At 68.9% G+C, this 13,985-nt stretch carries 7 protein-coding genes; 1 reads left to right on the top strand and 6 read right to left on the bottom strand.

Annotation, left to right across the window (positions count from 1 at the left end; genetic code table 11):
• Nucleotides 1–177: 177 nt before the first annotated feature.
• On the bottom strand, nt 178–1,071 hold the full coding sequence (gene blaPEN-bcc, locus F3J14_RS10005; protein WP_166722832.1) for a PEN family class A beta-lactamase, Bcc-type: 894 nt from the start codon (nt 1,069–1,071) through the stop codon (nt 178–180).
• Nucleotides 1,072–1,187: 116 nt separating this feature from the next.
• On the opposite strand from blaPEN-bcc, the gene penR reads away from it, so the two are divergent.
• Complete coding sequence (penR, locus tag F3J14_RS10000; protein ID WP_006758175.1) at nt 1,188–2,078, top strand: beta-lactamase transcriptional regulator PenR; 891 nt, start codon at nt 1,188–1,190, stop codon at nt 2,076–2,078.
• A 495-nt stretch (nt 2,079–2,573) separates the two neighbouring features.
• Here the strand turns inward: penR and F3J14_RS09995 are convergent, their stop codons facing one another.
• From F3J14_RS09995 to F3J14_RS09975, 5 genes are all read right to left on the bottom strand, one after another.
• On the bottom strand, nt 2,574–2,825 hold the full coding sequence (locus tag F3J14_RS09995; protein WP_166722831.1) for a hypothetical protein: 252 nt from the start codon (nt 2,823–2,825) through the stop codon (nt 2,574–2,576).
• A 98-nt stretch (nt 2,826–2,923) separates the two neighbouring features.
• Nucleotides 2,924–5,149, bottom strand: coding sequence for an amylo-alpha-1,6-glucosidase (locus F3J14_RS09990; protein WP_166722830.1), 2,226 nt, complete (start codon nt 5,147–5,149; stop codon nt 2,924–2,926).
• A gap of 157 nt (nt 5,150–5,306) precedes the next feature.
• Nucleotides 5,307–10,907 (bottom strand): autotransporter domain-containing protein, encoded by a 5,601-nt coding sequence (locus tag F3J14_RS09985; protein ID WP_166722829.1) that lies wholly within the window; start codon nt 10,905–10,907, stop codon nt 5,307–5,309.
• A 751-nt stretch (nt 10,908–11,658) separates the two neighbouring features.
• A complete protein-coding gene (locus F3J14_RS09980; RefSeq protein ID WP_166722828.1) occupies nt 11,659–12,318 on the bottom strand; it encodes a YdcF family protein in 660 nt (219 codons plus the stop codon).
• Nucleotides 12,319–12,522: 204 nt separating this feature from the next.
• Complete coding sequence (locus tag F3J14_RS09975; RefSeq protein WP_166722827.1) at nt 12,523–13,557, bottom strand: rod shape-determining protein; 1,035 nt, start codon at nt 13,555–13,557, stop codon at nt 12,523–12,525.
• Between the last annotated feature and the right edge of the window lie 428 nt (nt 13,558–13,985).

Below are 13,985 nucleotides of genomic sequence, written 5' to 3'. Positions count from 1 at the left end.
ATGAGCGCGAGCGGTGGCGCGCTTGTCCACAATTTTTGTTGGCAAGGATGTGGATATCCTGAGCATGCGTGACCTAAGTCGTTGATCGCACAACATTTCGACATGCCGGTCACGACTGCGGCACGGCGTGCGTCCTCGCTTCATCGATCCATGGATCACGCACGCCGCGCCGCCCGCTCAAGCGAGCGTCGCGACCGCGATGCGTGCGGCGGCCGCGATCACGTCGTCCTTCGGCTTCGCATCGGCACGCGCCTGCGTGTAGTACACGGCAAGCACGATAGGCGCGCGCGACGGCAGCCAGATCACGCCCGCATCGTTCGTCGTCCCGTAGTCGCCGGTGCCGGTCTTGTCGGCCACCTGCGACCCGGCCGGCACGCCCGCGCGAATCCGCTTGTCGCCAACCTTGTTGCCGCGCAGCCATGCAACGAGCTGCGCACGCTGCGCGGGCGGCAGCGCGTCGCCGAGCGTGAGCACGCGCAGACTCGCGGCCATCGCGGCCGGCGTCGTCGTGTCGCGCGGGTCGCCCGGCAACGCCGTGTTCAGTTCGGTCTCCCAGCGATCGAGCCGGAACGCGTCGTCGCCGATCGAGCGCGCATACGCGGTCACCGCCGACGGTCCGCCGATCAGCTTCATCGCGAGATTCGCGGCCGAGTTGTCGCTGTACTGGATCGTCGCCTCGCACAACTCGGCGACGGTCATCCCCGTACCGACGTGCTTGCCCGACACCGGCGAGTAGTTCACGAGATCGGACGGCCCGTAGGTCACGCGCTGCTGCAGCAACCCCGGCTGCTCGACGCTGCGCGCGAGCACCGCCGCGCCCAGCATCGCCTTGAAGGTGCTGCAGAACGGGAAGCGCTCGTCCGCGCGATGCTGCGCGCGCCGGCCGCTCGCGGTGTCGATCGCGCACACGCCGAGACGGCCGCCGGCCGCGTGCTCGAGCGCGGCAAACGACGTCGCGGACGAAACGTCCTGCCCCGCGGCCGGCGACGACGCGCATGCGGTGACGGTCAGGACGAGCGGCGCCGTCGCGGCGGCCAGCAACAGGGTTCGACGTTGCGATGAGTAGGTCATGTCAGGTCTCTCGTGGTGGAATGGATGCAAAACGGCCGGCCGGCGAGACAGCACTATCGTGACTTTACGGTTGCCTGACAAGCAACGATAATTGAGCGCTGCCACAAGAAATTCTTATGACGAAGCTCCGCCCTCACCTTCCGCTGAATGCATTGCGCGCGTTCGAATCGTCGGCGCGCCACCTGAATTTCACGCGCGCCGGCCTCGAGCTGAGCGTGACGCAGGCGGCCGTGAGCCAGCAGGTGCGCTCGCTGGAGGAACGGCTCGGCTGCGCGCTGTTCACCCGGCTGCCGCGCGGCCTCGGGCTCACCGACGAAGGACGCGCGCTGCTGCCGGTGCTCAGCGACGCATTCAGCCGGATCGAAACGGTGCTCAAGCAGTTCGACGGCGGGCGCTTCCACGAGGTCCTGACGCTCGGCGCGGTCGGCACCTTTGCCATAGGCTGGCTAATGCCACGGTTGAAGCGCTTCGGCGACACGCACCCGTTCGTCGAGCTGCGGCTGCGGACCAACAACAACGTCGTCGACCTCGCGGCCGAGGGCCTCGATTTCGCGATCCGCTTCGGTGAAGGGAACTGGCCGGCGACGCGCAACGAGCGGCTGCTCGACGCGCCGCTCACCGCGCTGTGCGCGCCGGAGATCGCGCGGCGCCTCGCGGCGCCGGCCGATCTCGCGAACGAAACGCTGCTGCGCTCGTACCGCACCGACGAATGGCTCGGCTGGTTCGACGCCGCGCAACTCGAACCGTGGTCGGTCAACGGGCCGGTGTTCGATTCGTCGCGGCTGATGGTCGAGGCGGCGATGCAAGGCGCGGGCATCGCGCTCGCGCCGGCCTGCATGTTCGCGCGCGAACTGCAGCTTGGCCTGCTCGCGCGGCCGCTCGATATCGACGTGCGCGCGGGCGGCTACTGGCTCACGTCGCTGAAGTCGAAGCCGCTCACGCCGGCGATGACGCTGTTTCGCGACTGGATCGTTGCGGAAGCGGCCGGCGCGGCACCGGTCGAATGACGGGCCCGGCTTGTCCACAGATTTTGTTGGCAAGGATGTGGATATCCTGGGTACCCGGGACCTAACTCGTTGATCGCGCACGATTTACGGCGACGATGCACACATCGGGCAGCCCGTGCGCACGGGGTTCGACGCAGCGGCCGCCGCCCACGGGATCGTCAACCATCAGGAAGCAATCAGGTGAGACTTATCCACAGATTTTGTTGGCAAGCCTGTGGATATTCCACTGATGTGACACGTAACATCCTGATACAAAAGGGGATTCAGTAGATCGTGCCCGGCAGGTCAACGACGCGGCATCGTTGGCGACCTCGCAGCGTGCGCTGCGCGTCCGAATCGGGGCCGGCCGGTTCTCCACAGATTGTGTTGGCAAGCTTGTGGATATCCTGCGCACCAGCCGGCTAACTCATTGAGCGCACGGGGTTTTGTGCGGGCCGCGCAGGATTGGGCAGCCCCGGCGCGGGCCGTGCGGCCGGCGCCGGGGCTGCCGGTTCGTCAATGCCGGTCGAGCCCCCTGCGCAATTCGCTCGCCTTGTCGCGCAGCGCCTCATAGCCCGAGCGCGCATGTTCGGGCAGGTCGGGATCGCCGATCAGCGCGCCGAGCGTTTCGATCAGGCTGAACAGGATGCCCTTCGCCGCCCCCGCCGCGATGCTCTGCGACTCGATCGACTTGTGCAGGTGGTCGACCGCCGCTTCCAGATTCTCGAGCTTCTGCTCGCCATCGTCGGGCCGATTGTCGGTCGTCATCGTAGTTGCCTCCCGTATCGTTCAAGGGTCATGTCACGATTCTATGCCGCTGCGCGCGAACGTGGCGCGACATCGCGCAACGTCCGCGCCCGCCTGCGCTACAGCAGCGCGACCACCTTCACACGCCCAGGCTGCGCCGCCGCCGCGACCACCTGGCCGTCGACACGACGGAAGGTCAGCGAGACGGTTTCGTCGCCGACGCGCAGATCGTCGATGCGCAGCCAGTCGACGCCTTCGGGCAGCATCGGGCGCTCGACCCGCACCTCGTGGCGCGCCGCGTCGACGCTCACGCCCAGACACGCCTGCAGCATCATGAACGGCGCACCGGCCGCCCACGCCTGCGGCAGGCACGCGACCGGATAGGCCGTCGGCGGTTCGCCGCGCCGGCGCGGGAACCCGCAGAACAGCTCCGGCAGCCGCATCTCGAAGCTGACCGCCGCCTCGAACAACGCGCGCAGCAGGTTCACCGCGGCCGTCTTGTCGCCGTAGCGCGCGAGCCCGCGCGCGATCAGCGCATTGTCGTGCGGCCACACCGAACCGTTGTGATAGGCCATCGGGTTGAAGCGCGGCTGGCCGGCCGCGAGCGTGCGGATGCCCCAGCCCGTCTGGAACAGCGTCGAGCCGAGCACGCTCGCGACCGACGCGCCGCGCTGCGCGTCGGGCAGCCCGAACGCGAGCAGATGGCCCGCGTTCGACGCCAACACGCGGCACAGATCGCCGTGACCGTCGAGCGCGATCCCGTAGAACTGGCCGTCCGGCATCCAGAACAACGCGTCGACCTGATCGCGCAGCGCCTTCGCGCGCAGTGCATAGCGCGTCGCATCGGCCGCGTGGCCGCGCCGGCGCGAGCACATCGACATCGCCTCGAGCGCCGCGCACGCATACGCCTGCACTTCGACGAGCGCGATCGGGCCGTCCGGGAAGCGGCCGTCCGCGTGGAACACCGAGTCGTGACTGTCCTTCCAGCCCTGGTTCGCGAGGCCGCGCTCCGACGTGCGCTGGTAATCGAGCAACCCGTACGGATTGCGGTCGCACTTGTCGATCACCCATTGCGCGGCACGCTCGAGCGCGGGCCACAGCTCGTCGATCAGCGCATCGTCGCCGGTGTGTTCGACGTACGCGCCCGCGAGCACGATGAACAGCGGGGTCGTGTCGACGCCGCCGTAATACAGCGCGAACGGCACCTCGCCCGTCGCGGCCATCTCGCTGCGGCGGAACTCGTGCATGATCTTGCCGGGCTCGGCGTCGCGGAACGCGGAGGTCTCGCGCGCCTGATGCGCCGCGAGAAAGCGCAGCACGCCGCGTGCGAGCGACGGTTGCAGCCACAGCATCTGCAGCGACGTGATCACCGCGTCGCGGCCGAACGGGGTCGAGAACCACGGAATGCCCGCATACGGATACGGCCCGGTATCGAGCTGCGTCGTGAGCAGCCCGAGATCCGCGAGCGACCGGTCGAGCCACGCGTCGAACAGCGGATTGCCGGTGTGCACGCGCGCCATCGACTCGCGTCGCGAACGCATCTCGCGATGCACGCCGACGAGCGCGGTGCGCAGCGCGACACGCCCGCATCCCGGGTCCGCGCCGTGGTGCGCCGAATCGAGCGTCGCGTCGACGGTCAGGTAGATCGACACGCATGCCTGCGCGGCGATCGTCAGCGTGTAATCGGCACGATCGACCGACAGCGCGTCGGGCGCCGGCGAGAAATGCACGGTCACGTTGCGCTCGACTTTGTCGAGGCCGTCGTAGCGCAACCGCACCGCACCTGCGTCGACGCGCGGCGCGCCCACCGTGCCGCGCTTCGGGCGCAGCGTGCCGCGCACTTCGAACATGTCCTTGAAATCCGCCGCGAACGACAGCGACAGCGGCACTTCGGCCTCGCTCGCGCCGTAGTTCGTCAGCGTCAGCGCTTCGTACAGCACGTCGCCCGCGAGCACGCGCGTGCGTTCGATGTGGATCACGCCCTCGGGCGTCTCCTTGCCGCCGAGCGGCGGCAGCGGGCGGTTCGTCAGGTGCGCGGTAAACGATGCGTTGTCCGCGCTCGTCGCGCCCGACAGCAGCGACGGCGCGCGGCCGCCGAAGGTCAGACGCCATGTCGACAGCACGCGCATGTCGTCGACGAACAGGCCGTCGTCGTGCCCGCTGATGTCGCCGAGCGCGTCGCCGACCACGAACGCGTCGCCGGATTTCAGCACGTACTGGTTGTTGCGCGCGAGCGCCTGCGGATCGGCTTCGGGTGCGATGAATGCGGGGCCGGACGCTTGGGTCGGAGGAAGCGGCGCGACTTGCGGCGCCTGCGTCGTGGTGGCTTCGGCGTGATTCGGCATCGATGCTCCTGTGTCGAGGCGCAACGCGCGGCGCGCGTCGCGTGTTTCGCACAGGATAGGCCAGAACGGGGGAAGCGCGCAGCGACGAACACGACGCGGACGCCATGCGACGTTGCCGTCGCCGCATGGCGTCGCGCACAGGCATGTCACGCGCCGGTCAGAACTTCCACAGGATGTTGCCGAGCACCGCGTTGTCGCGCACGCCGCTGCCGTACTGGCCGCTGAACGTGAGGCCGAGCGTCAGGCGCTTCGTGATGTTCGCGTCGATGCCGGCCTCGAGTACCGCGCTGTCGCGCGCAATCGGCACGCCCGACACCTGGAACGACGTGCCGCCGTTCGCGAACGTGAACGCCGACGACGGCCGCACGTTGCCGAACGCATGCCGCCAGCCGACCATTCCGCGCGCGGTGAACGTGCCGCTCGCGATCGAGCCGAGCTGCGACGCAGCGCGCAGGCCGAGCGTCGAGAACCCGATGTGGGTCGTCTGGCCGCCGGCCCGCAGCGCGGCCGGACCGCCGCTTTCGGTATAGCCGTCGGTATGCAGGTTCACGTAGGCCAGACCCGCGAACGGTTCGAGCGCGACCGGCCCGAGCGGCAGCGCGTAGCCGACTTCGCCGAACACCTGCGCCGAATGCGCGTTGTAGCCGGCCGAATCGTGGTCGGAGAAACCCGCGAAGCCCGGATAGCGGTCGGTGTTGATCCGGTACCACGTGTACGACGCGCCGCCGCGCACGCCGAGCGCGCCGTACTGCGCACCGCCGTACAGCGACAGGTAGTAGCTGTTGACCGACGCCGACGAACTGCGGTCGTTGTCGAGCGAGCTGTGCGTGACGCCCGCGGCCAGACCGGCACGCCACTTGTCGTTGAGCGCCATGTCGGCACCGGCGATGAAGCCCGTCATGCTGCGGTTGATCGTCGACGCGTTGCCGTCGCCCGCGAGCCGGCTGCGGCCGCCGAACGCCTGCCCCCAGACCACCGGCTGGTAAGGCGTGCCGCCGTAGCAGCCCTCGCGCGAGCCGATCCGGCGCTCCGGCGGCAGCGTCGGATCGGTCACGCCGGCCGTGTTGTCGCCGCACAGCGCGGCCCCGCCCGACGACAGCGCCGCGAGCGGCCCCGATCCGGGCGCGAGGCCCTGGCGCACGCGATCGGTCACGGCATCGCGCACATAACGGCTGTCGAGCAGCAGCATGCTCTTCATGCTCGCCTGCAGTTCGCCGTCGAGCATCCCGTAGGCCTGGCGCGCGGTGGCCGCATCGGTCGTCAGCACCTTGTCGTACAGCGTGTTGCCCGCGCCGAGTGCACCGATCGCGGTCGCGACCGCGCGCTGGTTCGGCGTCGTCGCGACGTCGGGCAGCGCCGTGCCATTCGTGACGAGCTTCAGGTACACGTGGTTCGGATCGTAGCTGAGCGTCGGCATCAGGAACGCGTAGTTCGAATTCACCTGGCTGAACGCGCCCTGCACGCCCGACGATGCGCTGAGGATCGTGTACGTCGTGCTCGGCTGGTAGCTGGCCTGGTTCGCGAGCACCTGCACGGTGCCGCCGTTCAGCGTCGCCGTGCCGCCCGCGGCAATGCTGCCGCTTTGCTGCGGCGTGACCGCGACCTGCAGCGTCGAGCCCGGCTGGAACGTGACGTTGCCGGCGACGTTCAGCGCCGCGCCCGGTTGCGACGCGGCCGCGACCCCACCGCCCTGGACCACGACGCCGCCGACCGTGCCGGTGCCCGTCAGCGTCGCGCCGTTCTGCACGGTCACGGCCGACTGGCCGAGCGAACCGGCGACGGCGAGCGTACCCGCGGCGACGGTCGTCGGGCCGCTCAGCGTATTGGTGCCCGTCAGCGTCAGTGCTCCGCTGCCGGCCTGGGTCAGCGAACCGGTGCCGGACAGCACATTCGCGAGCGTCACACTGCCGGACTGGTTGACGATCAGTGCGCCGTTGTCGACGACATTGCCGACCACGCTCCCCGACGTGCCGCCGTTGCCGAGCTGCAGCGTGCCGCCCGACGCGATCGTCGTGCCGCCCGTGTACGTGTTGCTGCCGGTCAGCGTCTGGACGCCGGTGCCCGCGACCGTCACGCCGCCCGTGCCGCCGATGACGCCGCCGAAGGTGCCGCTCGCGGTCCCGCCCAGCGTCAGCGCATTCGCGCCGAGGCTCACATTGCTGCCGGTCGCCCCCGACAGCGTGCCGATCGTCTGCGTGCCCGAGGCGCCGCTCAGGTCGAGCGTCGCGCCCGCGACCGCGAGATTCATCGCGCCGGTCGATGCCAGGCTGCCGCCCGCGCCGACCGCCAGCGTGCCGGCGTTGATCGTGGTGCCGCCGGTATAGGTATTCGTCCCCGTCAGCGTGGTCGTCGCCGCGCCGTCCTTCACGAGCGCGCCGGACCCGGAGATCACACCGCTCAGCCCGAGTGCGTTGGTGCCGCCGAGCGTCAGCGTCGCGCCCGTGCCGAGATCGATCGCATTGGCGACCGACAGGTTCGCGTTCGTATCGAGCGTCGCCGCGCCGCCGACATTCAATGCGCCGGTGCCGAGCGCCACGTTGTTGCCGAGCACGAGGCCGCCGCTGTTCAGGTTCGTGCCGCCCGAATAGGTGCTCGCGCCGTTCAGCGTCTGCGTGCCGGTGCCGTCCAGCGTCAGGCTGCCGGTGCCGCCGATCGCGCCGCCGAAGGTGCCGCTTGCGGTCCCGCCCAGCGTCAGCGCGTTGCCACCCAGATCGATGCTCGTCCCCGCGACGCCGGACAGCGCGCCGAGCGACTGACCGCCCGACGCGGCGCTCAGGTCGAGCGTCGCGCCTGCGCCCGCGAGATTCATCGTGCCGGTCGATGCGAGGCTGCCGCCCGCGCCGACCGCCAGCGTGCCGGCGTTGATCGTCGTGCCGCCCGTGTAGGTATTCGTCCCCGTCAGCGTGGTCGTCGCCGCGCCGTCCTTCACGAGCGCGCCTGCGCCGGAGATCGCGCCGCCCAGCCCGAGCGCGTTGCTGCCGCCGAGCGTCAGCGTCGCGCCCGTGCCGAGATCGATCGCGTTGGCGACCGACAGGCTCGCATTCGTATCGAGCGTCGCCGCACCGCCGACGCTCAGCGCCCCGGTGCCCAGCGCCGCGTTGTTGCCGAGCACGAGGCTGCCGCTGTTCAGGTTCGTGCCGCCCGTATAGGTATTCGCGCCGTTCAGCGTCTGCGTGCCGGTGCCCGCCAGCGTCAGGCTGCCGGTGCCGCCGATCGTGCCGCCGAACGTACCGCTCGCGGTCCCGCCCAGCGTCAGCGCGTTTGCACCCAGGTTCACGCTCGTGCCGGCCACGCCCGACAGCGCGCCGATCGACTGTGCGCCGCCCGCGCCGATGTCGAACGCGGCGCCCGCATTCGCCAGGTTCACCGTACCCGTGGACGACAGGCTGCCGCCCGCGCCGATCGCCAGTGTGCCGGCGTTGATCGTCGTGCCGCCCGTGTAAGTGTTCGTGCCCGTCAGCGTCGTGGTCGCCGCGCCGTCCTTCACGAGCGCGCCGGCGCCGGAAATCGCGCCGCTCAAGCCGAGCGCGTTGCTGCCGCCGAGCGTCAGTGTCGCGCTGGTGCCGATATCGATCGCGTTGGCGACCGACAGGCTCGTGGTCGTATCGAGCGTCGCCGCGCCGCCGACGCTGAGCGCCCCCGTGCCCAGCGCCGCGCCATTGCCGAGCACGAGGCCGCCGGCGTTCAGCGTCGTGCCGCCCGTGTAACTGTTCGCGCCCGCCAGCGTCAGCGCCGCCGCACCGTTCTTCACGAGCCCGCCCGCGCCGGAGATCGCGCCGCCCAGCCCGAGATCGGTGCTGCCGCCGAGCGTGAGCGTCGTGCCGGTGGCGAGGTTGACGCCGTTCGCCAGCGACACGTTGGCGGTCGCATCGAGCGTCGACGAGCCGTTGACGTTGACCGTGCCGAATCCCAGTGCCGTGTTGCTGCCGACGACGACGTTGCCGCCGTTCAGGTTCGTGTCGCCCGTGTAGATGTTCGCGCCGGTCAGCGCCTGCGTGCCGGTGCCCGACAGCGTCAAGCCGCCCGTGCCGGCGATCGTGCCGGCGTAGGTCGTATTCGCGCTGCCGTTGAGCGTCAGCGAATTGCCGCCGAGCGTCACGTTCGTACCGGCCGCGCCGGCGAGCGAGCCGATCGTCTGCGCGCCCGTCGCGCCGGTCAGGTCGAACGTCGCACCCGCGCCGGTGAGGTTGACCGTGCCCGTGGACGAAAGGCTGCCGCCCGCACCGAGCGCCAGCGTGCCGCTGTTGATCGTCGTGTCGCCGGTGTACGTGTTCGCACCGGTCAGCGTCGCCGTCGCCGCGCCGTTCTTCACGAGTCCGCCGGTGCCGCTGATCGTGCCGGCCAGGCCGAGCGCGTTGCTGCCGCCCAGCGTCAGCGTCGCGCCCGTCGCGAGATTGACCGCGTTGCTGAGCGTCACGTTGGTGCTCGTGTCGAGTGTCGCCGACGCGTTGACGTTCAGCGCGCCGATGCCGAGCGCGCCGTTGTTGCCGACCACGAGGCCGCCGGCGTTCAGGTTCGTACCGCCCGTGTAGTTGTTCGCGCCCGATAGCGTCAGCGTGCCGCCGTCGTTCTTCGTCAGCGCGCCGGCGCCCGTCACCGTGCCCGACAGCGAGAGCCCCGTCGCGCCCTGCACCGTCAGCCCGCCCGCGCCGAGATCCACGTTGTTGCTGACGTTGAGCCCGGCGGCGCCTGCCTGCAGCGCACCGCCGGTGGCCGTGATCGTGCCCGTGCCGAGCGACGCGTTGTTGCCGATGATCGCGACGCCGCCCGCCAGCGTCGCGTCCTGCGCGGACGACGCGCCGTTGATCGTCCAGTTACCGCTCGTGACGTCGAGATGATTGAAGTTGACGTAGTTGTTGACCGCGATGGTGCCGTTGGCCGACGTGCCTTGCTGCAGCACCAGCGTGTTGTTGCCGCCGGCGCCGCCGTCGACGGTGCCGGTCGCCGCGACGCCGAGCGTGACCGGGCCGACCGTGATGTTGAACGCGCCGCCCGTGCCGCCCGCCGTGTTGACCGACGAGCCCGTCACGGCATTGAACGTGTTGGTGCTGTTCGCGCCCATCGACACGCTGCCGTTGATCGTGCCCGAATTGGTAAAGGTATTGCCCAGCCCGGGCGTGCCGTTCGATCCGAGCGACACGCGGCCGGTGATCGTCCCGCTGTTCGTCATGTTGACCGTGCCGCCGCCGTACGCGGCGACCACGGGCGCATCCGCGCCGACGAGCGTCGCGCCGACCAGCGGGGTCGAGCCCATCGTGCCGGTGTTGGTAATCGTCGACGTGCCGCCCGTGCCGTTCTGCACCGACAGCGCCATGCCCGTCACGCCGCTGATCGCGACACCGGTCGAGCCGTTCATCGTGCCGTTGTTGGTCACGGTCGTGGTGCTCGCCGCCGCATTGCCGACCACCGCGCCGCTCGACAGCACGCCCAGGCCCGTGCCGAGCGCGGACGGATCGATCGTGCCGTTGTTGGTCAGCGTGGTGTTGCTGCCGGTCAGCGACATCGCGTTGCCACCCACGCCGAGCAGCACGCCGACGCTCGCGCCGGGGTTCACCGTGACGTTCAGGTTGTTGGCGCTGTTCGAATAGCTTGGCGCCAGCGGATTCGCGACACCCGAACAGGTCACCGTCGTGCCCGCCGTCGAGCAGGTCGCATAGGCGGAAACGATGCCCGCACCCGACAAGGCCAGGAAAACGCCGGTCGGCAACAGGAACCTCGGAAACGACTCGCCGCTCTTCTTCGAATGCGCAATGTTCATGCTTCCCCTCGGCATCGGCATGACCGCTGAATCGGACCGGCGACGGCGGAACATCCGGGACGAAAGCGTCCCCGCCGGCAGTCGCGGAACGACGTCGGTTTATTCGTGGATGAACTGCTGGTTAATCGATTCTCGTTTGCGAAAGCAAAACTAGCCGAATGACATGACCCTGGCCCCTTGTTTTTACGCAGCGATTTTCTGGTTGATTTGATTACTGCCCTGCTTTTTGTCAGACAAGGCTATATCAAAAAAATAGGGTTTTCCAGTGGATGTTTTGCCATCTGAATCAAATCAACGAAATATGTACTTTTTACTGGTGTTGACGTACCGCCAGTAGAACTACTGAAGCATTCCGGTAATTCCGCGCGAGGCGTGGCAAGGCTTTCCGGGCGTTGCAGTCAGTGGAAACACCGATACTCTCTATCCGGAATTTGGAACGGAATTTGCGCGAGGGGATATATCCGCGCTCACGCCGATAGGCCGAAAAAATCGCCGAGCGCCTTGATCCGCCGAACCAAAAGCGGATTTTCAACATCCTGCAATCACTTTCGAATCCGGCGTTGCTTGAAGTCTGCGATGCGGATCGTCGTTAATGATCCGGTGACGGCGGTACCGATCCATCAATGGGATAGCGCACCGGATTCGGCGTGAATCCGCGTGACTCGGCGAGAAAAATCGGAAACGGAAAAGGACCGCGGCGCGGGAAAATCGAAACCCGGCACGCGGGCGGCAGACATCGCGCCGCGTCGCGTTACGAAAACAGGCTCATCAGATAAAGCATCGGCCGGAACGACACGGGCCGCGCATCGGGATTGAGCCACAGACGCAGCCCATAGATCGCATACGCCGGCACTTCCCGCCAGCTCGAATAGATATCGCGCAACTGGAAGTGGTGCGGATACGCGGCGGAGATGTTCGCGCCGGCGATGCCGGCCCGCTCGAACGCGAGGCGCGCCCGCGCGAGGTGGTAATACTGACTGATGATCAGCACGCGCGACATCCGGTGCGCCTGCATGTACGCGCGGGTGTGCTGCGCGGTTGCGAGCGTGTTGTCGCCCTGATCGTCGACGGCGATCCGGTCGGCCGGCACGCCGTGCGCAACCAGATAGTCGCGCATCGCGGTCGCCTCGTTCAGCCCCGGGCCGTCGATCGCGCCGCTGACCAGGAACGCCGGACACTGCCCTTCGCGATAGCAGCGCACGCCGACGTCGAGCCGCGCGGCGAGCACGGGTTTCGGCGCGCCGCGGTCATCCAGCGCATTGCCGAAGATCACCGCGACTTCGGCCGGCTCGCTCGACATCCGCATCCCCGCGCCGACGAGCACGACTGCCGCGACGATCCACAGGCACGCGAACGCTGCCAGCACACGGCCGATCCGGGCCACGCTGCCCCGCTTGAAACGCTGCTTCAATGGTGTCGGACTCCTGGAGAAGTGCGCCGCCGGCTTGGGCGGCACGCGGCCCGGCATACTGCCACGCCGCCCTCGCGCATGTCCAGATCACGCGGCCGGCATGACGTGCGAACGTGTCCGGAGGAGCCGGACGACGTTCGGCATGCTGGCGCTTCGGGGTTCGAAAGACTTTCAGGAAACGTCAACGAGCCTGCCCGGCCGGCGTCAATCCACCGGACACATCGCAAGCCGCCCCATCGCCTCACCGGCGCCACGCACGGCGCAGGTGGCCGGGTCGTCGGCGATCCGTGCGATCAGGCCGGTCTCGTCGCGCAGCAGGCGCTCGAGATTCGCGAGCAGCGCGCCGCCGCCCGTCAGCACCACGCCGCGATGCGCGATGTCGGTCACGAGTTCGGCCGGCGCGTTTTCCAGCACCGACTTCACCGCGCCGATCACCTGCTTGAGCGGCGCGGCCAGCGCATCCGCCACATCGTGGTTGGACAGCTCGATCGAGCGCGGCAGGCCGTCCTCGATGCCGCGCCCGATCGCGCGGGTCGACGTGCGCGGCACGGCGCGGGTGGCCGAGCCGATCGTGTTCTTCACGCGCTCGGCGGTCTGCTCGCCGAGCAACACGCCGTACAGGTTGCGCACGTAGTTGATGATCGCCGCGTCGAACTGGTTGCCGCCGACGCGGATCGCCTCGCGGTAGACGATGCCGCCGAGCGCGATCACCGCGACTTCGGTCGTCCCGGCGCCGATGTCGACGACCATCGAGCCGACCGGCTCCGTCACCGGCAGGCCCGCGCCGAGCCCGGCCGCGAGCGCTTCCTCGATCAGTTCGACCTCCGACACACCGGCCGCGAACGCGGCCTCGCGGATCGCGCGGCGCTCGACCGCCGTCGCATCCGACGGCACGCACAGCGTGACCTCGACACGGCGGCTGAAGCGCGACCGCGTGCGCGACATGTCGATGAAGCGGCGGATCATCTGCACGGCGGCGTGCGCATCGGCGATCACGCCGTGCCGCATGGGCCGCACGGCCTCCAGATGCCCTGGCTCGCGGCCGAGCAGCGCCTTCGCGAGCTCGCCGACCGCTTCGAGGGTCGGCCGCGCGTCGGACGCCCCGCCCTTGCGAAAGCAGACGACCGACGGCTGGTTCAGCACCACGCCGCGCTCCTGCGTATAAATCCGCGTACTCGCCGTTCCAGGGTCGATCGCAACGGGTTGCGCAAACAACTTTCCGAACAGCGGTGTCGACATATCAAGCCTTTATTGAACAAACCAGCCGCATCCGCGCGGCGCGCCTTTACCGCCCCATCACGGACTTAGCGGCAAATCGTTCCGATACTTTAGACACTTCGGATGATTTTTTCGCGACGAAATTGCCGAAAACGCGTTTCGGCAGGCCTGCGCCTACGCATCGGCGGCTCGCGTTGCGCTTGTGAAACACGGTAATCTCTCGGTCTTGCCTGCTCCCGGCAGGCGTCTCACGCCCGATCACGCCAGGTATTCCACCATGACAGCGACCGCTACTCTCCGCTGGCTCGGGGTGCGCCAGATCGGCGCAACGCTCGTTGCGCTCTGGTGCAGCACCGTTGCCGCGCAGGCCTTGCCGGCCGCCGACACCGCCACCCGCACCGCGCCGGTGGCCGCTGCCGCCGCACTGGCCGCCCTCGCCGCGCCGACCT

This window comes from Burkholderia sp. Tr-862, assembly GCF_011753085.1.
GTDB lineage: Bacteria > Pseudomonadota > Gammaproteobacteria > Burkholderiales > Burkholderiaceae > Burkholderia > Burkholderia ambifaria.
This window is presented reverse-complemented; position numbering and strand designations above follow the sequence as displayed.